This is a genomic window from Streptomyces sp. Ru62 (assembly GCF_002920615.1).
Lineage (GTDB): Bacteria > Actinomycetota > Actinomycetes > Streptomycetales > Streptomycetaceae > Streptomyces.
In genome coordinates this window covers 136,151-157,502 of sequence record NZ_PQSU01000020.1, presented here as the reverse complement: position 1 = coordinate 157,502, position 21,352 = coordinate 136,151, and the positions used below count along the sequence as shown (strand labels likewise).

At 72.4% G+C, this 21,352-nt stretch carries 17 protein-coding genes; 11 read left to right on the top strand and 6 right to left on the bottom strand.

The window, feature by feature from the left end; translation table 11 throughout:
* Window positions 1–181: 181 nt before the first annotated feature.
* The 9 genes from C3492_RS26620 (at window position 182) to C3492_RS26580 (ending at window position 12,777) form a co-directional block, all read left to right on the top strand.
* Window positions 182–595: a DUF3151 domain-containing protein gene (locus C3492_RS26620; RefSeq protein ID WP_103814761.1), complete on the top strand. Its 414-nt coding sequence runs from the start codon at window positions 182–184 to the stop codon at window positions 593–595.
* 205 nt (window positions 596–800) lie between these two features.
* Window positions 801–1,649 (top strand): tryptophan 2,3-dioxygenase family protein, encoded by an 849-nt coding sequence (locus tag C3492_RS26615; RefSeq protein ID WP_103814759.1) that lies wholly within the window; start codon window positions 801–803, stop codon window positions 1,647–1,649.
* Entirely contained in the window at window positions 1,642–2,826 is a 1,185-nt protein-coding gene (gene kynU, locus C3492_RS26610) for a kynureninase (RefSeq protein ID WP_103814758.1), read from the top strand. The genes C3492_RS26615 and kynU overlap by 8 nt, the downstream gene beginning before the upstream one ends.
* A gap of 232 nt (window positions 2,827–3,058) precedes the next feature.
* Complete coding sequence (locus tag C3492_RS26605) at window positions 3,059–3,958, top strand: alpha/beta hydrolase (protein ID WP_103814756.1); 900 nt, start codon at window positions 3,059–3,061, stop codon at window positions 3,956–3,958.
* A gap of 103 nt (window positions 3,959–4,061) precedes the next feature.
* Complete coding sequence (locus tag C3492_RS26600) at window positions 4,062–5,414, top strand: sensor histidine kinase (protein WP_181140563.1); 1,353 nt, start codon at window positions 4,062–4,064, stop codon at window positions 5,412–5,414.
* Window positions 5,411–6,076, top strand: a complete 666-nt coding sequence (locus tag C3492_RS26595) for a response regulator transcription factor (RefSeq protein WP_103814753.1) — start codon at window positions 5,411–5,413, stop codon at window positions 6,074–6,076. The genes C3492_RS26600 and C3492_RS26595 overlap by 4 nt, the downstream gene beginning before the upstream one ends.
* A gap of 112 nt (window positions 6,077–6,188) precedes the next feature.
* Window positions 6,189–10,904, top strand: a complete 4,716-nt coding sequence (locus C3492_RS26590) for an RHS repeat-associated core domain-containing protein (RefSeq protein WP_103814751.1) — start codon at window positions 6,189–6,191, stop codon at window positions 10,902–10,904.
* Window positions 10,905–10,935: 31 nt separating this feature from the next.
* Entirely contained in the window at window positions 10,936–11,397 is a 462-nt protein-coding gene (locus C3492_RS26585) for a hypothetical protein (RefSeq protein WP_103814749.1), read from the top strand.
* Between the two features lie 159 nt (window positions 11,398–11,556).
* Window positions 11,557–12,777, top strand: coding sequence for a cytochrome P450 (locus C3492_RS26580; RefSeq protein WP_103814747.1), 1,221 nt, complete (start codon window positions 11,557–11,559; stop codon window positions 12,775–12,777).
* A 24-nt stretch (window positions 12,778–12,801) separates the two neighbouring features.
* Here C3492_RS26580 and C3492_RS26575 read toward each other — a convergent pair whose 3' ends face one another.
* Entirely contained in the window at window positions 12,802–14,370 is a 1,569-nt protein-coding gene (locus C3492_RS26575; protein WP_103814745.1) for an ABC transporter permease, read from the bottom strand.
* On the bottom strand, window positions 14,367–15,272 hold the full coding sequence (locus tag C3492_RS26570; RefSeq protein ID WP_103814743.1) for an ABC transporter ATP-binding protein: 906 nt from the start codon (window positions 15,270–15,272) through the stop codon (window positions 14,367–14,369). The genes C3492_RS26575 and C3492_RS26570 overlap by 4 nt, the downstream gene beginning before the upstream one ends.
* A 73-nt stretch (window positions 15,273–15,345) precedes the next feature.
* Here C3492_RS26570 and C3492_RS26565 point away from each other — a divergent pair, with 73 nt between their 5' ends.
* On the top strand, window positions 15,346–15,840 hold the full coding sequence (locus tag C3492_RS26565) for a GbsR/MarR family transcriptional regulator (RefSeq protein WP_103814741.1): 495 nt from the start codon (window positions 15,346–15,348) through the stop codon (window positions 15,838–15,840).
* On the opposite strand, the gene C3492_RS26560 is transcribed toward C3492_RS26565, so the two are convergent.
* Window positions 15,767–16,651: a diacylglycerol kinase gene (locus C3492_RS26560; RefSeq protein WP_103814739.1), complete on the bottom strand. Its 885-nt coding sequence runs from the start codon at window positions 16,649–16,651 to the stop codon at window positions 15,767–15,769. The two genes, C3492_RS26565 and C3492_RS26560, sit on opposite strands and share 74 nt — an antisense overlap.
* A gap of 197 nt (window positions 16,652–16,848) precedes the next feature.
* Between C3492_RS26560 and C3492_RS26555 the strand changes: the two genes are divergently transcribed.
* Complete coding sequence (locus C3492_RS26555; RefSeq protein WP_103814737.1) at window positions 16,849–18,132, top strand: adenylosuccinate synthase; 1,284 nt, start codon at window positions 16,849–16,851, stop codon at window positions 18,130–18,132.
* A 120-nt stretch (window positions 18,133–18,252) separates the two neighbouring features.
* Here the strand turns inward: C3492_RS26555 and C3492_RS26550 are convergent, their stop codons facing one another.
* From C3492_RS26550 to C3492_RS26540, 3 genes are all read right to left on the bottom strand, one after another.
* A complete protein-coding gene (locus tag C3492_RS26550) occupies window positions 18,253–18,903 on the bottom strand; it encodes a hypothetical protein (RefSeq protein ID WP_103814735.1) in 651 nt (216 codons plus the stop codon).
* 121 nt (window positions 18,904–19,024) lie between these two features.
* Complete coding sequence (locus C3492_RS26545; protein ID WP_103814733.1) at window positions 19,025–19,720, bottom strand: GntR family transcriptional regulator; 696 nt, start codon at window positions 19,718–19,720, stop codon at window positions 19,025–19,027.
* A 126-nt stretch (window positions 19,721–19,846) separates the two neighbouring features.
* Window positions 19,847–21,202: an aspartate aminotransferase family protein gene (locus tag C3492_RS26540; protein WP_103814731.1), complete on the bottom strand. Its 1,356-nt coding sequence runs from the start codon at window positions 21,200–21,202 to the stop codon at window positions 19,847–19,849.
* Between the last annotated feature and the right edge of the window lie 150 nt (window positions 21,203–21,352).

The window sequence follows — 21,352 nt, the reverse complement described above, 5'->3', positions numbered from 1 at the left end:
CGTGGTCCTTCGGCTGCGGTCCGGTGGGGGCCGGTCGCGCAGTTCCCCGCGCCCCTGGGGAGGTGCGGTGGTTTCTTCGGCTGCGGCCTTGTGGGGGTTGGTCGCGCCGTCCCCGCGCCCCTTCGGGGCGCTCGTGACCCGCGTCGGGCAGGTCACCGTGGCTGTGCGTCACACTGAAGCCATGACGATTCACGAGAACCTGCTCGGCGGTCCGCCCCCGACCCAGCTCCCCGACGACCCGGCGCCCCGCGAAGCCCTGGCGAACGGCGCCGCGCCGGCGGACGTCGCCGCCAAGTACCCCGCCTCCTCCCTCGCCTGGGCCCAGCTCGCCGACGAGGCGTTCGAGCGGGGCTCGGTCGTGGAGTCGTACGCCTACGCCCGTACGGGCTACCACCGGGGCCTGGACTCCCTGCGCCGCAGCGGCTGGAAGGGTCACGGACCGGTGCCGTGGGAGCACGAGCCCAACCGCGGCTTCCTGCGCGCCCTGCACGCCCTCGCCCGCGCCGCGCAGGCGATCGGCGAGCAGGAGGAGTACGAGCGCTGCACGCAGTTCCTGAAGGACTCCTCGCCGACGGCAGCCCAGACCCTGGGCTGACCCGCGGGTGACGCACGGGTCCGCCCCGGCCCCCGCGCCGTGACGGCTCCGCCGGGGCGCGGGGGCCGGGGCTCCGGGCTCGGTCAATGATGATCGGCCTTGCCGTACGGGGGGGGATTGCGGAGGATTCCGTGTGGGGACCGGGGCCCCCGTGCCGGCATCGGCAGGGGCGGACCGCTACCCGGAGTGACAACAGGAGACAGCGATGTCCCAACAGGCTCACCCCCCTTACGAGGCCGCTGAGCCCGAGACCCCGAATCTCGATTTCGCGGGGACGACGCCGTACGAGGACTACGTCAAGGCGGACGTCCTCACCCACCTTCAGCACACCCTCTCCGACGATCCCGGAGAGATGGTCTTCCTGGTGACCACCCAGGTCATGGAGCTGTGGTTCACGGTCATCGTGCACGAGTGGGAGACCGCCGCGCAGGCCCTCCGCGCGGACGACGTGCCGACCGCGCTCGCCGCGCTGAAGCGTTCCGTGCGCGAGCTGGAGGCCCTGAACGCCTCCTGGAAGCCGCTCGGGCAGCTGACCCCGGCGCAGTTCAACTCCTACCGCGGCGCGCTCGGCGAGGGCTCCGGCTTCCAGTCGGCGATGTACCGGCGCCTGGAGTTCCTGCTCGGCGAGAAGTCCGCGTCCATGCTCGTCCCGCACCGCGGCGCCCCGCGCGTCCACGCGGAACTGGAGAAGGCGCTGCACGAGCCGAGCCTGTACGACGAGGTGCTACGGCTCCTCGCGCGCCGCGGCCACGCGATCCCCGACGCCGTGCTGCACCGCGACGTCTCGCGGCGCTACGAGCCCTCCGACGCCGTCGAGGCGGCCTGGACGGAGATCTACTCCGGCGACCAGAACGCCGAACTCGCCCGCCTCGGCGAGGCGTTGAGCGACGTGGCCGAACTGGTCTGGCGCTGGCGCAACGACCACCTGGTCGCCACCCGGCGCGCGATGGGCGCCAAGGCCGGCACGGGCGGCTCCGCCGGTGTGGCCTGGCTGGAGAAGCGCGCCCGCAAGAACGTGTTCCCCGAGCTGTGGACGGCGAGGTCCCATGTCTGAGCTGCCCCTGCTCGCGAAGGAACTGGACCAGGCCGACGAACTGGCGCCCCTGCGGGACCGCTTCGTCCTCGACGAGGTGGTCTACCTCGACGGCAACTCCCTCGGCGCCCTGCCCGCGCACGTCCCCGACCGGGTCGCGGACGTCGTCCGCCGCCAGTGGGGCGAACTGCGCATCCGCTCCTGGGAGGAGAGCGGCTGGTGGACGGCGCCCGAGCGGATCGGCGACCGGATCGCCCCGCTGGTCGGCGCGGCGCCCGGCCAGATCGTCGTCGGCGACTCGACCAGCGTCAACGTCTTCAAGGCACTGGTCGCCGCGATCCGCATGGCGGACGCCGGCCGCGACGAACTCCTGGTGGACGCCACGACCTTCCCCACCGACGGCTACATCGCCGAGTCGGCGGCCCGGCTCACCGGCCGCACCCTGCGTCCGGTGACCCCGGCCGAGGTGCCGTCCGCGCTGGGCGACCGCACGGCCGCGGTGCTGCTCAACCACGTCGACTACCGCACCGGCCGGCTGCACGACCTCCCGGCGCTCACCGGCGCGGTCCACGCCTGCGGGGCCCTCGCGGTCTGGGACCTGTGCCACAGCGCGGGCGCGCTGCCGGTGGGCCTGGACGAGCACGGCGTGGACCTCGCGGTCGGTTGCACCTACAAGTACCTCAACGGCGGCCCGGGTTCACCGGCGTACCTGTACGTGCGGCGGGAGTTGCAGGACCGCTTCGACTCCCCGCTGCCCGGCTGGAACTCCCACGCCGAGCCGTTCGGCATGAGCCCGTCGTACACCCCGGCGGCGGGCGCGGTGCGCGGCCGGGTCGGCACCCCGGACATCCTCTCCCTGCTGGCGCTGGAGGCCGCCCTCGACGTCTGGGACGGGGTGTCCGTCGACGCCGTCCGCGCCAAGTCCCTGGCGCTGACGGACTTCTTCCTGCGGTGCGTGGACGAGTACACCGAGCCGGGCCGGGTGGAGTGCGTGACCCCCGTGCGGCACGCGGAGCGCGGCAGCCAGATCGCCCTGCGCTGCCCGGACGCGGGCGAGGTGATGAAGCGCCTGATCGCCCGCGGTGTGGTGGGCGACTTCCGCCACCCCGACGTCCTCCGCTTCGGCTTCACCCCGCTGTACGTGGGCTTCCGGGACGTGGAGCGGGCGGCGCGGGTGCTGGGGGAGGAGCTGGCGTAGTCGCGGGGCGGGGGCGGGGCACCGGGCGCGGGCCCGGCTTGCCCGGCCCCGCAGCGGGCCCTGCGGGGGCCTGGAGAAGGGGACGGCCTCACAGCGCGTCACATCCCCGTGTCCCCGCACGTCACCTGCCTGATACCGTCCCCGCCAACGGCCGATCTCCCCCCTGGTCCGCCAAACCCTCCCCAGTGCCGACGGCCTGGGAGGTACCCCATCGTCGCTGAGAGGTTGGAGCATGCCGGACGACGCCGCCGCAGCCCGCGCCGCCGCCGAAGAGGAGTCGGCCTTCTCGCACTCCCCGGTCGACCCCGACGTCACCGCCGCGTACGGTGACCACCCCGACCAGGTGATCGACTTCTACGCTCCCCGCACAGGACCGGACTCCACCGCTCCCGGCGCGCTCGCCCCGCTGGTCGTCGTCCTGCACGGCGGCGCCTGGCGCGCCTGCTACGACCGCCGCCACATCACCCCCTTCGCCCACTACCTGGCCCGCAGGGGCTTCGCGGTGGCCAACGTGGAGTACAGACGGGGCGGCGAGGGCTCAGCCGGTGCCCCGGAGGACGGCACATCGCCGGCCGGCCGCTGGCCCGACACCTTCGACGACGTCGCGGCGGCCCTGGACGCCCTGCCCGCCCTGGTCCGCGAGGCGCTGCCGCAGGCGGACCCGCGCCGTACGGTCCTGACCGGCCACTCGGCGGGCGGGCACCTGGCGCTGTGGGCGGCGGCCCGGCACGTCCTCCCCCCGGACGCCCCGTGGCGCACCGACGGTCCCGCCGATCTCCGTGGCGTCGTCGCGCTCGCCCCCATCGCGGACTTCGAGGTCGCGGAGAAGCTGGAGGTCTGCGCGCACGCGTCCCTGCAACTCCTCGGCGGCCCCGACGCCTTCGCCGACCGGCGCCCGTACGCGGACCCGGTGCTGCTCCTGCCGACGGGCATCGCCACGACCCTCGTCCAGGGCCGCGCCGACCTGGTCGTCCCGGAGCCGGTGGCCGAGTCCTACGCGGACGCCGCGGCGAAGGCGGGCGAGATGGTCGGCCTCACCCTCCTCCGGGACGTGGGCCACTTCCCGCTGATCGACCCGGCGACGGATGCCTGCGCGGTGGTGGCGGAGGAGATCGCCCAGCTCGCCTGGTGACAGCCGACGTACCCCACGGCCTGCGTAGTACTTGAGACGGACCCGGGAGGACCCCCCTCCAAGGGGACGACCGGGAGTCCGCTGCCCGCTTACCGTGTGGCACGTGACCGAGACGACGCACACGCAGACGACACCGCCGGGCGCGGCCGGCCGGCCGCGCAGTCCTGAGTTCCGGCTGGCCGTGGACGCCCTGCGCGGGCTGCGGCAGGACCTGTTCCACGACGCCTTCGCCTACCGGCCGCTGCCCCGCATGGCGGTGGACGGCCGCCTCACCCGCCACCTGTCCGACCGGATGCGGGCGCGCGCGGCCTGGACCCCGCACGCGGTGGTGGTGGCCGGCGGGCTCGTGGCGCTGCTCGTCGGCACGGTGAACACCGACATCGGCGGGCCGTCCCTGCTGTGCGGGCTGCTCGCTCTGGCCCCGGTGCTGCTGACCCTGGTGCGTCCGGTCGGCGCGTTCTGGCTGTCGTTCGCCGCGACGACGGTCGCCTCGGTCCTCAGCGGCGACTGGGGCGGCCGGCCCTGGCCGCCGGGCGGCTTCGTCTCCCACCTGCTGGTGCTCACGATCGTGGCGAGCCGGACCCGCCCGCGCACGGCGGGCTGGATGTGGCTGCTCACCGCGCTGTACGGCTTCTGGGCCGAGACCCTCTTCGGCTACGGGAACGACAACACCGACACCGGCCCCATGCTGGTGCTGTCCGCGCTGGCCCTGCTGGTCGTCACGGTCCGGCACGTGCGCCGGGAGGCCGAGCAGGAGGTGACCGCCCAGCAGTCGGTGACCGAGCACGAGCGCTCGCGGCGCACCCTGTTGGAGGAGCGCACGACGATCGCCCGCGAACTGCACGACGTGGTGGCCCACCACATGTCGGTAGTCGCCATCCAGGCGGAGGCCGCGCCGTACCGGGTGGAGAACCCGCCGCCGGAGCTGGAGAAGGCGTTCGCCACCATCCGGGAGAACGCGGTGGCGGCGCTGACCGAGCTGCGCCGGGTCCTCGGGGTGGTCCGCGCCGAGGACTACGAGGCCCCGGACGCCCCGCAGCCCACCCTGGCCGACCTGGACGGGCTGCTCGCGAACGTGCGGGAGGCCGGTCTGGAGGTGGAGAAGGTGGTGACGGGCGCGGTGCGGGAGCTGCCGCAGGGAGTGGAGCTGTCGGCGTACCGCATCGTGCAGGAGGCGCTGAGCAACACCCTGCGGCACGCGCCCGGCGCGGGCGCCCGCGTCGAGATCGGCTATGTCCTGGGCGGTCTGGGCCTGCGGATAGTCAACGGTCCGGCCCCGGCGCCGAACCTGGTGAAGCCCTCGCCCGGGGCCGGGCACGGCATCACGGGCATGCGGGAGCGGGTCTCGATGCTGAACGGCGAGATGACGGCGGCCGCCACGGACGACGGGGGTTACGAGGTGGCGGTGTTCCTGCCGGTGCCGGCGGCGGTCCCCGCGATCGAGGGTGGGGCATGACGATCCGGGTGCTGATCGCGGACGACCAGATGATGGTCCGCGAGGGATTCTCGGTGCTGCTGAACGCGATGCCGGGCATCGAGGTCGTCGGTGAGGCGGTCAACGGCAGGGAGGCGGTGGACCGGGTCCGTGAACTGTCCCCGGACGTCGTGCTGATGGACATCCGCATGCCGGAGCTGAACGGCATCGAGGCGACCCGGGAGATCGTCGCGGCCGACGGGACGGCGAAGGTGCTGGTGCTGACCACGTTCGACCTGGACGAGTACGTGTACCAGGCGCTGCGGGCGGGGGCCTCCGGCTTCCTCCTCAAGGACGCCTCGGCGCGCCAACTGGCCGACGCGGTGCGGGTGGTGGCGGCGGGCGACGCCCTGCTGGCCCCCTCGGTCACCAGGCGCCTGATCACGGAGTTCTCCCGCCTTGCGGACACCCCCCGGCTGATGCCGGCGGCCCAGGCGGCGTACGGGGAACTGACGGAACGCGAGACGGAGGTACTGGTCCTGATCGCCCAGGGCCTGTCGAACGCGGAGATCGCCGGACGCCTGGTGGTGGCGGAGTCGACGATCAAGACCCATGTGAGCCGGATCCTGGTGAAGCTGGGCCTGCGCGACCGCACCCAGGCGGCGGTGTTCGCGTACGAGGCGCGTTTGGTGACGCCCGGCTGACCTACTGTCATGTCACGTGCAGTCCTTCCCTGTTGCCGACTAGTGTTCGAAGGTGTATGCATGCGGATCGCATGTGCGAACGGCTTCTGGGTAACGGGAAGGCACACAGGGGATGGGTTACGTTCTGCCCGGATGGGCCGACGAGATCCTGGACTTCATCGGGATCAACTGGCCGAACGTCGACGAGGACGACTACCGCGACATGGCGGACGCCATGCGGGACTTCGCGGACAAGTTCGAGGGCCATGGCGGTGACGCGCACCTGGCGGTGTCCCGGATCCTGTCCTCGTCGCAGGGGTGGGCCGTCGAGGCCATGGAGAAGCACTGGTCGCAGGTCAAGGCGGGGCACCTGGAGAAGGTCCCGGAGATAGCCCGGTTGTTCGCGGACGCGTGCGACGTGGTCGCGGACATCATCTTCGGGATGAAGACCAAGGCCGAGATAGAACTCGGTGCGATGGCCGCCTCGTTGGGCATCTCGGTGGGTCTGGCCGTCGTCACCGGTGGTCTGTCGGCGGTCATCGGGGCGGCCGAGACCGCGGCCTTGCGTCAGGCGATCAAACGGATCATCGACGAGGCCGCCGACCGGATCGTGGACGAGCTGGTGGCACGGGTGACCGAGCCGGTCAACGCCAAGCTGGAGGCCATGGTCGAGGACATGGTCTTCGACCTCGTGGACGGCGCCTTCTCGCTGCCGCCCGCGCCGGGCGACGGTCACCCGGACGGCGCCGGGGGCTCGGGCGGACCCGGCGGCAAGCACGGCGGCGGCATGCAGCTGGCCTCCGCCGGCGGCGGAGGAGGCGGCGGGGGCGGGGCCGGCAAGCGGACCGTCATCGACCACGCCGAGTTCGAGGACGGCGCCGGCAAGGTCTCCTTCCACGGTGGTGAGCTGCACCGGGCCGGCTCGGGCTCGCTGGTGAAGGCCAGGGGCGCATTCGGCCGCACGCACGGCAGGGACCCCTTCACCAGGGCTTTCGACTCGGTCCTCGACGGCGCCCTGAAGGGCACGGAGAAGGCCCTGTCCAAGATCGCCAAGCATGTCACCGAGACCATCCCCGAGCGGGTGAAGGCCACCTCCCGCCTGCACAAGGGCATCGACCTCGGCGTCCGTGACCGGGTCGACGCCATCGACGGCGGCAGGAAGGGCGGCGACGGAGGCGGCCACGGGCGGGCCGGCGGACCGGGCGGCAAGCGCCCCGCGTCGCTGCGCACGGCGCTGGACAGCGTCCGCGAGAAGTCGATCGCCCTGGTACAGCGCCGCTGCAAGACCGACCCGGTCGACCTCGCGAGCGGCGAGATGGTGCTCTCACAGACGGACCTCGCACTGCCCGGAGTCCTGCCGCTGGTGGTGTGGCGCACCCACATATCCGGTTACGGGTACGGGCACTGCTTCGGCCCCAGCTGGGCCTCCACGCTGGACGAACGGCTGGAGCCGGCCGGCACCGGCGCCGTCTGGGCCCGCCCCGACGGGTCCCTGCTCGTGTATCCGCGCCTGCCGCACGAGGCGGGCGAGGAGGTGCTGCCGGCGGAGGGCGAGCGGATCGCCCTCACCTTCGTCGAGCGGTCGGCGCTCGGCGAGGTCACGTACGCCACGACCGACGTCCGCTCCGGTGTGACCCGCCGCTTCACCGGCAGCCCGTACTCCTCGGGCGGCCTGTACTGGCTCAGGGACATCGAGGACCGCAACGGCAACGGCGTGCGGTTCGACCGCGACGACGACGGCCTGCCCACGGCCCTCGTCCACGAGGGCGGTTACCGCGTGCGCGTCACCCGGGACACGGATCACGCCCGGGTGACGGCCCTCGACGTGGAGACCCCCGACGGCCCGGTCCGGGTCGCCTCGTTCGCGTACGACGGGTCCCACGACCTCGTGGGCGTGTCGGGCTCCCGGGGCGTGCCCCTGCGGTTCACCTACGACGAAGAGCACCGCGTCACCTCGTGGACCGACCGCAACGGCCACACCTACCGCTATGTGTACGACGCGGCCGGCCGGGTCGTGGAGACGATCGGCCCCGACGGCGCGCTCTCCTCGCGGTTCGTCTACGACACCGCCGCCCGCGAGACCCGCTTCACCGACTCCACCGGCGCGGTCACCGTCACCCGCTTCAACCCGCTCCGCCAGACGCTCAGCGAGACCGACCCGCTCGGCAACACCGTGCACTTCGAGTGGGACCGCCACGACAACCTGCTGTCCCGCACCGACGAGCTGGGCCACACCGCCCGGTTCACGTACGACGACGCCGGCAACCTCCTCGCCGTCCACTACCCGGACGGGCGCCGGGCCTCGGCCACGTACAACGCGCTGCACCTGCCGGAGACGACGACCGGACCGGACGGCGCCGTGTGGCGCAACGTCTTCGACGAGCGGGGCAACCGCACCGCGGTCGTCGCCCCGGACGGCACCGCGACCACGTTCACCCACCACGTGACGGGCGCGGTGGCCACGGTCACGTTCCCGACCGGCGAGACGGAGACCCGCACCCACGACGAAGCGGGCCTGACCCTCTCGGTCACCGACCCCCGCGGCGCCACCTACGCGGTGCGCCGGGACGCCTTCGGCCGGCCGTACGAGTCGGTCGACCCGGCTGGTTCCGTGACCCGACTGGAGTGGACGGCGGACGGCTGGCTGACCCGGCGTACGGCACCGGACGGGGCCACGGAGTCGTGGACGTACGACGAGGAGGGCAACTGCCTCACCCACACCGACCCGCTCGGCGGGGTGACCCGCTTCGAGTACACCTGGTTCGACCAGCTCGCCGCCCGCACGGGCCGGGACGGCGCGCGGTACGAGTTCACGTACGACACCGAGCTGCGGCTCAGCACGGTCCGCAACCCGCAGGGGAAGGTGTGGAGTTACCGGTACGGCCCCTCCGGCCGCACCGACTCGGAGACGGACTTCGACGGACGTACCACGCGCTACGAGTACGACGCCGCGGGCCGCCTGGTCGCCCGGACGACACCGCTCGGTCAGCGCATCGCCCTCACCTTCGACGCGGTGGGCAACGTGCTGGCGAAGGACGCCGGCGGAGTGGTCACCCGCTACACCTACGACGAGGCCGACCGGCTGGTCGCCGCCGTCTCCCCGGCTTCCTCGCTCGCCCTGGAGCGCGACGCCCTGGGCCGTCTGCTGGCGGAGACCGTCGACGGGCACAGCATGCGGTACGGCTACGACCGGCACGGCGAACTGGTCTCACGCACGACACCGACCGGCGCCACGACGTCGTACTCCTACGACGACGCGGGCAACCGGGTGCGAGTGGACCTCGCCGGACACACGGTCGGCTTCACCCACGACCTGCTGGGCCGCGAGACCCGGCGCACCGTCGGCCGCGGGCCGGCGCCTGTGACGCTCACCTCCGAGTGGGACGTGACCGGCCGCCTCGCGGCCCGGTCGCTGACGACGCCCCGCGGCACGCTCCGCGACCGCTCCTACGGCTACCGGGCCGACGGATTCCTGACGGACATCACGGACCGGCAGGACGGGCCGGACTGGCACATCGACCTCGACCCCGTGGGGCGTCCGCTCGGCGTCACCGCGGGCGACTGGTCGGAGCGCTACGCCTATGACGCCGCCGGGAACCAGACGGACGCCCACTGGCCCGCCCGGGCGCCCCACTCCGGGAGCCGCGGCACGCGTGTCTACGACGGGACCCGGTTGCTCGGCGGGGACGGTGTGCGCTACGAGTACGACGGCGCGGGTCGCGTCGTGCTGCGCCAGAAGCGGCGCCTGTCCCGCAAGCCCGACACCTGGCGGTACACCTGGGACGCGGAGGACCGCCTGGTCTCCTGCACCACTCCGGACGGCACCGAGTGGCGCTACAGCTACGACGCGCTCGGCCGCCGCACCGCCAAGCACCGCATGCGCCCCGACGGGCAGGGCGTCGCGGCCACGGTCCGTTTCGCCTGGGACGGAACCCAGCTGGCCGAGGAGACCGACACGGCCACCGGCGTGACGCTGACCTGGGAGTACGAAGGGCCGCAGCCGATGGCCCAGTTGGAGCGCCGGCTGCCGGCCGACGCCGGTCGGCGCGAGGTGGACAGCCGGTTCTTCGCCATCGTCACCGACCTCATCGGCACCCCGACGGAACTCGTGGACGAGACGGGTGACGTCGCCTGGTACAAGCGCTCCACGGTCTGGGGGATCACGGCCCGCAACCGCGACGCCCGGGCCCATACGCCGCTGCGTTTCCCCGGCCAGTACGCCGACCCGGAGACGGGCCTGCACTACAACCTGCACCGGCACTACGACCCCGAGACCGCCCGCTACGTCTCGGCGGACCCCCTGGGCCTGGTGCCCGCACCGAACCCGGCCGCGTACGTCGTCAACCCCCACACCTGGATGGACCCCGAGGGCCTGGTCGCCAAGGGGTGCACGCAGGACGGCGGCTGGTACGGCGGACTGCTTCCCGCCAACCGGATGGCGAACGGCCGGACGTACCCGCAGAGGATGGAGGTCAATCACATCCCGGCCAAGTCCGCGTACAAGGACGTCATCGAGCCCGGCTTCTACATGGCCAACAAGCCCCACAGGAAGCAGAAGGTCAACAACGGCCCGGCCATCCGGATGGAGCAGGCCGACCATGAGCAGCTCTACAGCACGGGCTACCACCTGCAGGCCCAGGCGTGGCAGCAGTACCAGCGTGAGCTGATCAACCAGGGGCGCATCACCGAGGCCATGCGGATGGACATCGACGACATCAAGCGGCGGTTCCCCGGTAAGTACGATCGGCACATCGAGGAGATGGTGGCCGGCCTGAAGCACAACAAGCCCCTTCAGGACATGCTCAAGAAGCGGGGCTGGACCATCGACGAGAGCGCTCTGCTGGCGTGAGGGCCCGGGGCGTGTGATCGAGGGAGTGAACATGGAACTGGAACTGGTGCCGCATGTCGGCGTCGGGCGTTTCCGGCTCGGCATGCCGGTCGAGGAAGCGCGCGCCGTGGTGGAGGAGTGGGGTGTGTTCCGGACCGTCGCCGGCGACGAGGAGCCCGGGCAGATCGTCCTCACGCACGACGACTCCCAGATGGACATCGTGCTGGGCTTCAGCAAAGGCGCGCTGAGCGGAGTGGAGCTGATCCGTTTCCGGAAGGAGGACGCCGACGTCCGCGTGCTGCTCGACGGGCTGGACGTCTTCCGCACCCCGAGTGAGGACCTCTTCGAACAACTGGCGGAACGGGGCCACACCATCGAGGAGAACGACCTCGGATTCGACGCCCTGCCCGAGCTGAAGGTGATCCTCGCGAACCAGAGCAGCCACGAGTACCCGGTGGACGAGGACGGCGACCCCCTGTACTACGACTACGTCCTCGTCGCGGACCGGATCTGAGCGCACGTGCACGCCGAGATCCGGCCGGCCGGGAGCCGAGCGGCCCCCGGGCACGACTACGTCCTGGTCAGCACAGAGCCCGTCGTGTGAGCCGTGAAGGCTGCACCGTGCGGGAAGGCACCCCTGGTCAGACGTCGCCCGGCGCGCTAGCGTCCCCGCATGGCAGGCCCCACCGACCTCGCGTTCGATCCCTGGGACCCGGCGTTCGTCGCCGACCCGTACCCGGCCTACGCGGAGCTGCGCGCCCGCGGCCGGGTGATCCGGTACGAGCCGACCGACCAGTGGCTGGTCCCGCACCACGCGGACGTCTCGGCGCTGCTGCGCGACCGCCGGCTGGGCCGGACGTACCAGCACCGGTTCAGCCACGAGGAGTTCGGCCGCACCCCGCCCCCGCCGGAGCACGAGCCGTTCCACACCCTCAACGACCACGGCATGCTCGACCTGGAGCCGCCGGACCACACCCGCATCCGGCGCCTGGTGTCGAAGGCGTTCACGCCGCGCACGGTGGAGCGGCTGCGGCCGTACGTCGAGGGGCTCGCGAACGACCTGGTGGCCGCCCTGGTCGGGAACGGCGGCGGTGATCTGCTCACCGACGTGGCGGAGCCGCTGCCGGTGGCCGTGATCGCCGAGATGCTGGGCATCCCGGAGGCGGACCGGGGGCAGCTGCGCCCCTGGTCGGCGGACATCTGCGGGATGTACGAGCTGAACCCGTCCGAGGAGACGGCGGCGCGGGCGGTGCGGGCGTCGGTGGAGTTCTCGGACTGTCTGCGGGAGCTGATCGCGGTCCGCCGAGGGGCCCCCGGGGACGACCTGATCTCGGGCCTGATCGCGGCCCACGACGAGGGCGACCGCCTCACGGAGCAGGAGATGATCTCCACGGCGGTGCTGCTCCTCAACGCGGGCCACGAGGCGACGGTCAACGCCACGGTGAACGGCTGGTGGGCGCTGCTGCGCAACCCGGACCAGCTCGCTGCCCTCCGCGCGGACCACTCCCTGATCCCCTCCGCGATCGAGGAGCTGATGCGCTACGACACCCCGCTCCAGCTCTTCGAACGCTGGGTCCTGGACGACATCGAGATCGACGGCACGACGATCCCCAGGGGCTCGGAGATCGCCATGCTCTTCGGCTCCGCCAACCACGACCCGGCGGTCTTCACCGACCCCGAGCGCCTGGACCTCACCCGGAAGGACAACCCGCACATCTCCTTCAGCGCGGGCATCCACTACTGCATCGGCGCCCCCCTGGCCCGCATGGAGCTCGCGGCATCCATGACGGCCCTCCTCCGGCAGGCCCCCACCCTGACCCTGGCCAAGGAGCCGGACCGCAAGCCGAACTTCGTGATCCGGGGATTGGAGGGACTGAGCGTGGAGGTGCGCTGATCTGAGCAGTACGTCGACTGAGGCTCAGGACGTCATGTCCCTGCGCCGCAGCCCCGCCAGTCCCGCCCCCGTCAGCAGTGCGGCCAGGCCCAGCAGGGTCAGGACCGGGGCCCACTCCAGCTGACCGCCCGGCAGCTTCGGGAGGTGGGTGAACGGGGAGAGGTCGAGGAGGGGCCGGGGGGCGTTCAGGGCCGGGCCCACCCAGCCGAGCAGCAGGATCGCCACGGCGACGCCCCAGGCGGCCGGGGCCAGGCGGGGGGTGAGGGCGTAGAGGAGGAGGGCCACCGCGCCGGTCAGCCAGATCGCGGGGAGCTGGACGAGGCAGGCGGCCAGGAGGGGACCCGGCTGTTCGCCGTGGCCGAGGGTCAGGCCGGCGCCGGCCAGGAGCATGAGCAGCGCCGAGCCGCCGAAGGCGATCGTCAGATGACCGGCGGCCCAGCGCAGGCGGCCCACCGCGCACGCCAGCACCGGTTCCGCGCGCCCCGATGTCTCCTCGCCGTGCAGGCGCAGCACGGAGGCCACGATGTACAGCGCCGCGACCAGACCGAGCATGCCGGTCATGGAGGCGAGGAACGCGTCCGTGATCCCACTGTGGCCGCCCATCCGCTCGAAGATCCGCCGCGCGCCCGCGTTGTCCCGGACCAGGTCGGCCGCGCCGTCCGTCAGGCCGCCGTAGACGACCCCGGCGAGGAAGAGGCCGGCCGACCAGCCGAACACGCTGCCGCGTTGCAGCCGCCAGGCCAGCGCGCCCGCCGTACCGAGGCGGCCGGTGGCCGGTCCCGGCCGGGCCGGCAGGAAGCTCATGCCGAGGTCCCGGCGCGCGGTGAGGACGTGGGCCAGCGTGCCCTGGGCGAAGACGGCCATGGCGAACAGGCCCAGCACCCACCAGCGTTCGCCCGCGAAGGGGCGCACGTTCTCCAGCCAGCCCAGCGGGGACAGCCACGTCAGCGCCGACGAACCGTCGTCCGACACCGAGTCGCCCGCCGCCCGCAGTACGAACGCCGCCCCCAGCACCGCCGCCGTCAGGCCCCGGGCCAGGCGGGCGCTCTCCGTGAGCTGGGCGACGATCGCCGCCGTCGTCGCGAACAGCAGGCCGACGCCCGCCACGCCGAGCCCGAAGGCGAGCGCGCCCGAGGCGCCCTGCGCGGACAGTCCGGCGGTGATCAGCAGGGCCAGCAGCGCGTTCGCGGTGGCCGCCGTCAGCAGGGCGGCGGCCAGCGGGGCCCGGCGGCCCAGCGCCCCCGAGGACAGCAGCTCCTGACGGCCGGTCTCCTCCTCGTCCCGGGTGTGCCGGACGACGACGAGCAGGCTCATCACGGCCGCGAGGGCGCCCGCGTAGACGCCGACGCGCCAGGCGGTCAGGGCGCCGAGCGAGTCGCCGAAGACCGGTCCGACGAGCGCGCGCAGCGAGCTGTTGGTGCTCATCTGCCGCAGCAGACCGGCGCGTTGGGACTCGGTGCTGTACAGGCTGTCCAGCGACGTCGGCATGGACAGGACCATCAGCGCGTTCACCCCGATCCAGGCCGGGAGCAGGGCCCGGTCGCGGCGCAGCGAGAAGCGCAGCAGGGTGCCGGTGCCGGCGAGCGCGGTCATGCCGGCACCCCGTCCGTCCCGGCGTCCTGGTAGTGCCGCAGGAACAGTTCCTCCAGCGTGGGCGGCGTCGAGGTCAGGGACCGTACGCCGGACTCGGTGAGCTGCCGCAGGACGGCGTCGAGCCGGTCGGTGTCGACCTGGAGGCGCACGCGCCGGCCCTGGACGTCGAGGCCGTGGACGCCGGGCAGCAGCGCCAGCCCGTTCGGCGGCCCGGCGAGCTCGGCGGTCACGCTGGTCCGGGTCAGATGGCGCAGGTCGGCCAGTGTGCCGCTCTCCACCGTGCGGCCCTTGCGGATGATGCTGACCCGGTCGCACAGCCGCTCCACCTCGCCGAGGATGTGGGAGGAGAGCAGGACGGTACGGCCCCGCTCGCGCTCCTCCTCGACGCAGCGCCGGAAGACCTCCTCCATCAGCGGGTCCAGGCCCGAGGTCGGCTCGTCCAGGATCAGCAGGTCGACGTCGGAGGCGAAGGCGGCGACGAGGGCCACCTTCTGCCGGTTGCCCTTGGAGTACGTCCGGCCCTTCTTCGCCGGGTCCAGCTCGAACCGGTCGAGCAGCTCGGCGCGCCGGCGCGGGTCGAGTCCTCCGCGCAGCCGGCCGTAGAGGTCGATGACCTCGCCGCCGGAGAGGTTGCGCCACAGGGTGACGTCGCCGGGGACGTAGGCGATCCGGCGGTGCACCTCCACCGCGTCCCGCCAGGGGTCGCGGCCCAGCACCTGCGCGGCGCCCGAGTCGGCGCGCAGCAGGCCGAGCAGCACGCGGATCGTGGTGGACTTGCCGGCGCCGTTGGGGCCGAGGAAGCCGTGGACCTCTCCCGCCTCGACGTCCAGGTCGAGGCCGTCCAGCGCGTGCGTACGGCCGAAGGACTTGTGCAGCCCGGAGACCGTGAGTGCCTTGGTCATGCTGCCGAACGTACGCTACTTTCAGAAATTTGTGAAGTTAAGGAAGTCGGTGAATGCCGGATAGGCTGAGGGCATGACGGAGCCGACAACGCGCCGGGACCCGGAGACGGTCTCGCGGTTCGTGGAGCACTTCGCGGCCCAGCTCGTCGAGGCGGGTGTGCCGCGCATGCCGGCCCGCGTCCTCGCCGCGCTGCTCGCCTCGGACACCGGCAGCCTGACCTCCGCCGAGCTGGGCGACCAGTTGAAGATCAGCCCGGCGGCCGTCTCCGGTGCCGTCCGCTACCTGGCCCAGGTCCACCTGGTGTCACGCGAGCGGCAGCCCGGCTCGCGGCGGGAGCGGTACCGGGTGCACAGCGACCAGTGGTACGAGGCGCTGACCAACCGCGAGACGATCATCAAGCGCTGGGAGGACGCCCTGCGCGAGGGCGTCACCAGCCTCGGCGCCGACACCCCGGCGGGGCGCAGGCTCGCCGAGACGCTGGACTTCTTCGAGTTCATCGAGCGGGACGTGGCGGGGATGATGGAACGCTGGCGGGCGTACCGGGAGAAGAAGTACGGGGCAGCGTGAGCGCCCACGCCCCCTCCAGCACGCGCCACGTCCGCCGCCGTACCGGGCCCGAGACCACCGCGTCCGCCCGGTAGCGGAAGTCCGCTCCCGTGACCGTCACCGTGTGCCCGGAGGCCAGCAGCGGGGTCGCCTCCGCGCCCACCGACAGGGGCCGCACCTCCACCGAGGCCGTCCCGGTCCGGCCCGCCGCCACCGACACCGCCTCCACCGGCTGGTCCAGGTCGACCACCGTCTCCCCGTCCACCTCCACCCGCAGCCGGGTCACGCGCGGTGAGGGCACGGCCGACAGGCGGGCGGGGCGGGGGGCGAGGGTGCGGGCCAGGGAGCGGTACCAGGGCCGGTCCGGGCCGAGCGGGACCGGCTCGGCGGGCACCGGTCGCGCCGGCGGAATGCCGAGCGTGCCGAGCACGACCCCGTCGCTGTCGTCCACCAGCAGGTCCAGCCGCCGCTCGGCGCCGTCCAGGACCGCCCGTGCCGCTGCCACCGTGCCGCCGGGCACCCCGAGCGACTCGGCGAGCGCCGCGTCCCCCACCGGCACCACCGACAGCGCGCATCCGGCCAGCTCCCGCTGCCGGTGCAACAGGGTGACGGCCCGCACCAGCGCCCGGTCGTCACCGATCACCACCGGCCGCCGGGACCCCCTTCGGCCGAGCGCGCGGGCGAATTCGTCCGGCCCGTCCGGCAGGCACACCTTCGCCGCCGCACCCGCGCTGAGCACGTCTTTCGCGATCCGTACGGACTCTCCGTCCGCCTGCCGTGCCGCCGGATCGATGATCACCAGCAGCTGATCGGACGTCGCGAAAGTCGCCACCTCGGTCCTGCCTCGCTTCCTCGGGTAGCATCTTTGTGCAAGAGCCCCTTGCGCTATTGCGCCAGGGGCTTCGTCTATTCCGGGGCATCCGGTCCGACGGTTGTGCGACCAACGGCGGTCGCAGTGGTACGCGGCGGTGAACCTTACGCCCAAGCCCCCGACCTTGGACATGCCCCGCCCGGAAGGGGTGTACGCGCGTGCCCGCACTTGTGCTGCTCGGTGCTCAGTGGGGTGACGAAGGCAAGGGAAAGGCGACGGACCTGCTCGGTGGCTCCGTCGACTATGTGGTGCGTTACCAGGGCGGCAACAACGCCGGCCACACGGTCGTCGTGGGCGACCAGAAGTACGCGCTCCACCTCCTCCCTTCCGGAATCCTGTCGCCCGGCTGTACGCCGGTCATCGGTAACGGTGTCGTCGTCGACCCGTCGGTCCTGCTCTCCGAGCTGAGCGGTCTGAACGAGCGTGGCGTCGACACGTCAAAGCTCCTGATCAGCGGCAACGCGCACATCATCACGCCGTACAACGTGACCGTCGACAAGGTGACGGAACGCTTCCTCGGCAAGCGCAAGATCGGCACGACCGGGCGTGGCATCGGCCCGACCTACGCCGACAAGATCAACCGCGTGGGCATCCGGGTCCAGGACCTCTACGACGAGTCGATCCTGACCCAGAAGGTCGAGGCGGCCCTCGACGTCAAGAACCAGATCCTCACCAAGCTCTACAACCGGCGCGCGATCGCCGTGGGCCAGGTGGTGGAGGAGCTGCTGGGCTACGCCGAGCAGATCAAGCCGTACGTCGCCGACACGGTCCTGGTCCTCAACCAGGCACTGGAGGACGACAAGGTCGTCCTCTTCGAGGGCGGCCAGGGCACGCTGCTGGACATCGACCACGGCACGTACCCCTTCGTGACCTCGTCGAACCCGACCGCCGGCGGCGCCTGCACCGGTGCCGGCGTGGGCCCGACGAAGATCAGCCGGGTCATCGGCATCCTCAAGGCCTACACGACCCGCGTCGGCGCGGGCCCGTTCCCGACCGAGCTGTTCGACGAGGACGGCGAGGCCCTGCGCCGCATCGGCGGCGAGCGCGGTGTCACCACCGGCCGTGACCGCCGCTGCGGCTGGTTCGACGCGGTCATCGCCCGCTACGCGACCCGCGTCAACGGCCTGACCGACTTCTTCCTCACCAAGCTGGACGTCCTCACCGGCTGGGAGCAGATCCCGGTCTGCGTGGCCTACGAGATCGACGGCCAGCGCGTCGAGGAACTGCCGTACTCCCAGACCGACTTCCACCACGCGAAGCCGGTCTACGAGATGCTGCCGGGCTGGAGCGAGGACATCAGCAAGGCGAAGTCCTTCTCCGACCTGCCGAAGAACGCGCAGAACTACGTCAAGGCGCTGGAGGAGATGTCCGGCGCGCCGATCTCCGCGATCGGCGTGGGCCCGGGCCGTGACGAGACGATCGAGATCAACTCGTTCCTCTAGACCGCCGCACAGCCCTCACCGCACGGCCCTCACTTCGCGGTGTGACTCAGCAGACGCCGACCAGGCGTCCGGGTCCACCGGGAGGCGGGGGCCGTCGGGCGTCCTGGAGCGTGCCGCGCATCAGCTGAACACGATCATCGACCCCTGCGCCAGCGAGCGGGTCGCCGCCGCGTGCAGGCCCAGCCAGACGTGCCGTTCGCGGGCGAAGGGGCTGGGGTCGTAGGGGGCCGGGACGGCCGGCTCCTCCAGGTCGGTGGGGGCCGTGGGCGGGGCGGGGGGCGCCGGGGGGTTCGCCGGGTCGATGCCGATGGCCGGGGCGACGTGCTGGAGTTCCCGCAGCAGCGTCTGGGACGAGCCCAACGGGCCGCCGCCCGCGAGGAGTTCGTCGTTCGACAGCGGGTGCGGGAAGTCCACGGGGACGTACGCGCCCGCGTGGTCGTAGTGCCAGACCAGATGGGACTGCTGGGCGGTCGACTCGAACATCTCCAGCAACTGTTCGTAGTCGCCGCCCAGTTCGTCCACCGGGGTCACCGGCAGGCCGCAGACCTGGAGCAGGTGGGCCCGGCGCAGGAAGTGCAGGGCGTCGTAGTCGAAACCGGCGACCGGGGCGACGTCACCGGACAGGCCCGGCATGTACTGGTACACCGGCACCGGCGGCAGACCCGCCTCGGCGAGAGCCTTGTCGTACTGCGCGAGTTCCTCGGCGAAGGGGTTGTCCGGGGTGTGGCACAACACGTCCACGAGCGGTACCAGCCACAGGTCACAGGCCAAAGGAGGGCTCCTACGTCGGCAGGCGCGCGGTCGCGCACGGCAGCAGGTGGTCAGGGAAGGGTAGTCGGTACGGCCCCGGGGCTGCTCCCCTCGTACGGACCTGAGGGGCCGTACCGGTCACTTACCCGTTGGTCAGGTGTTCCAGCAGGGCCAGCGAGTCGGCGTTCGAGGCGGCCACGATCGCGCGGGCCGTGTCGGCCTCGCGCCGGGCGAGCGCGTCGACCAGCTCGGTGTGCCCGGACCAGAGCCGGCCGCGCAGGTCGGGCAGGCGCAGCAGGTGCTGCACCACGCACACCCAGGAGCGCACGCGCAGGCGGTGCAGGAAGTCCCCGAGGTAGGGGTTGCCGAAGAGGGCGCTCAGCTCGCGCCAGAAACGCAGGTCGTAGCCGATGAGGACGGTGAGGTCGCCGGCGCTCGCGGCCCGCTGGGCCTCCTCGCCGCGGCGGCGCACGGTGGCCAGGGCGGCGGCCGTGCGGGGGTCCTCGGGCGGGGTGCGGAAGGCGGGGTGGCCGGCGGTGAGGGCCTGGAACATGCCCTCGGTGACCAGGCTGCGCGCCTCGATCATGTTCCGGTAGTCGGTGACCGAGTACTCGGGCACCCGGAAGCCGCGGTGCTGGTCGGCCTCCAGGATGCCCTGCGCGGACAGGTCGACCAGTGCCTCGCGGACGGGGGTGGCGGAGACGCCGTACTGGTCGGCTATCTCCTTCACGGTGAACGCCCGGCCCGGGCGCAGCCGGCCCGCCAGCACCTCGTCACGGAGCGCGTCCGCGATCTGCTGGCGCAGGGTGCTGCGCGTCACGGTGCCGTTGCCGGGCATGTCCGTGCCTCTCCTCACACGTCCGGGTGACGTACTCGTACGGACTCGCGATCTACGCGAGTCGCTGTTGCTTACGAGCACGTCACCTTACGCGTTCGGACCCGCCCGGCGGCAGGCACGGTACGGTCACACCGTGTGTTCGTCGGCGACGCTCAACGCGGCGTCGAGCGCGGCCAGGCCCTCCTTCAGTTCGGCCTCGCTCGCGTTGCACGGCGGGACGACGTGGGTGCGGTTCATGTTCACGAACGGCCACAGGCCGTGCCGCTTGGCGGCGGCCGTGAACGCGGCCATCGGGGCGTTCGCCTCACCGGCCGCGTTGTACGGCACCAGCGGCTCGCGGGTCTCCCGGTTCTTCACCAGGTCCAGCGCCCAGAACATGCCGGTACCGCGCACCTCGCCGACGCTCGGGTGTCGCTTCGCCAGCTCGGCGAGGCCGGGTCCGACGACGCTCTCGCCGAGCCGCCTGGCGTTCTCCACGACGCCCTCCTCCGCCATCACGTTGATCGTGGCGACGGCGGCGGCGCAGGCCAGCGGGTGGCCGGAGTAGGTGAGCCCACCGGGGTAGGGGCGCTTGCCGAACGTCTCCGCGATCTCCTGCGAGATGGCGACACCGCCGAGCGGGACGTAACCGGAGTTCACGCCCTTGGCGAAGGTCATCAGGTCCGGGGTGACGCCGAACAGGTCGGCCGCGAACCACTCGCCGGTCCGGCCGAAGCCGGCCATGACCTCGTCCAGGACGAAGACGATGCCGTACTTGTCGCACAGCTCGCGCACCCCGGCCAGGTAGCCGGGCGGCGGCACCATGATCCCGGCGGTGCCCGGGATGGTCTCCAGGATGATCGCCGCGATGGTCGCCGGGCCCTCGAAGGCGATCGTCGTCTCCAGGTGCTCCAGCGCCCGGGCGCACTCCTGCTCCTCGGTCTCGGCGTAGAAGCGGGAGCGGTAGAGGAAGGGCGCCCAGAAGTGGACGACACCGGCGGCGGCGCCGTCGGAGGCCCAGCGGCGCGGGTCACCGGTGATGTTGATGGCCTGCTGGGTGCCGCCGTGGTACGAGCGGTAGGCCGAGAGCACCTTCGGGCGGCCCGTGTGCAGCCGGGCCATGCGGACCGCGTGCTCGACGGCGTCCGCGCCGCCGTTGGTGAAGAAGATCTTGTCCAGGTCGCCGGGGGTCCGCTCGGCGATCAGCCGGGCCGCCTCCGAGCGGGCCTCGACGGCGAACGCGGGCGCGAAGGTCGTCAGCTTCGCGGCCTGCTCCTGGATCGCCGCGACGACCTTCGGGTGCTGGTAGCCGATGTTGGTGAAGACGAGTCCGCTGGTGAAGTCCAGGTACCGCGTGCCGTCGTAGTCCCAGAAGTACGACCCCTCGGCGCCGGCGACGGCGAGCGGGTCGATGAGGTCCTGGGCCGACCAGGAGTGGAAGACGTGCGCACGGTCCGCGGCCTTCACCGCGGCGCCGGCTTCGGGGCTGGGCTGAGGGGTCATGCGGCCGAGCGTAGATGTCCGCGATGCGGAAGTCCTATCGGCGTCCTGTTCCGTGGGCGGGGGGAAAGCGCGACAGGTTGTCGACGGCGCGGCGGCGGAGACCGGCCGGGGATCGGCGGAGGACGAACCTCCTGTCGTACGACCGCACTA

Bases quoted from the DNA above. Each gene is read 5' to 3' on its own strand.
- C3492_RS26620 (WP_103814761.1), top strand. From the start codon at position 182: ATGACGATTCACGAGAACCTGCTCGGCGGTCCGCCCCCGACCCAGCTC.
- C3492_RS26615 (WP_103814759.1), top strand. From the start codon at position 801: ATGTCCCAACAGGCTCACCCCCCTTACGAGGCCGCTGAGCCCGAGACC.
- kynU (WP_103814758.1), top strand. From the start codon at position 1,642: ATGTCTGAGCTGCCCCTGCTCGCGAAGGAACTGGACCAGGCCGACGAA.
- C3492_RS26605 (WP_103814756.1), top strand. From the start codon at position 3,059: ATGCCGGACGACGCCGCCGCAGCCCGCGCCGCCGCCGAAGAGGAGTCG.
- C3492_RS26595 (WP_103814753.1), top strand. From the start codon at position 5,411: ATGACGATCCGGGTGCTGATCGCGGACGACCAGATGATGGTCCGCGAG.
- C3492_RS26590 (WP_103814751.1), top strand. From the start codon at position 6,189: ATGGGTTACGTTCTGCCCGGATGGGCCGACGAGATCCTGGACTTCATC.
- C3492_RS26585 (WP_103814749.1), top strand. From the start codon at position 10,936: ATGGAACTGGAACTGGTGCCGCATGTCGGCGTCGGGCGTTTCCGGCTC.
- C3492_RS26580 (WP_103814747.1), top strand. From the start codon at position 11,557: ATGGCAGGCCCCACCGACCTCGCGTTCGATCCCTGGGACCCGGCGTTC.
- C3492_RS26575 (WP_103814745.1), bottom strand. From the start codon at position 14,370: ATGACCGCGCTCGCCGGCACCGGCACCCTGCTGCGCTTCTCGCTGCGC.
- C3492_RS26570 (WP_103814743.1), bottom strand. From the start codon at position 15,272: ATGACCAAGGCACTCACGGTCTCCGGGCTGCACAAGTCCTTCGGCCGT.
- C3492_RS26565 (WP_103814741.1), top strand. From the start codon at position 15,346: ATGACGGAGCCGACAACGCGCCGGGACCCGGAGACGGTCTCGCGGTTC.
- C3492_RS26545 (WP_103814733.1), bottom strand. From the start codon at position 19,720: ATGCCCGGCAACGGCACCGTGACGCGCAGCACCCTGCGCCAGCAGATC.
- C3492_RS26540 (WP_103814731.1), bottom strand. From the start codon at position 21,202: ATGACCCCTCAGCCCAGCCCCGAAGCCGGCGCCGCGGTGAAGGCCGCG.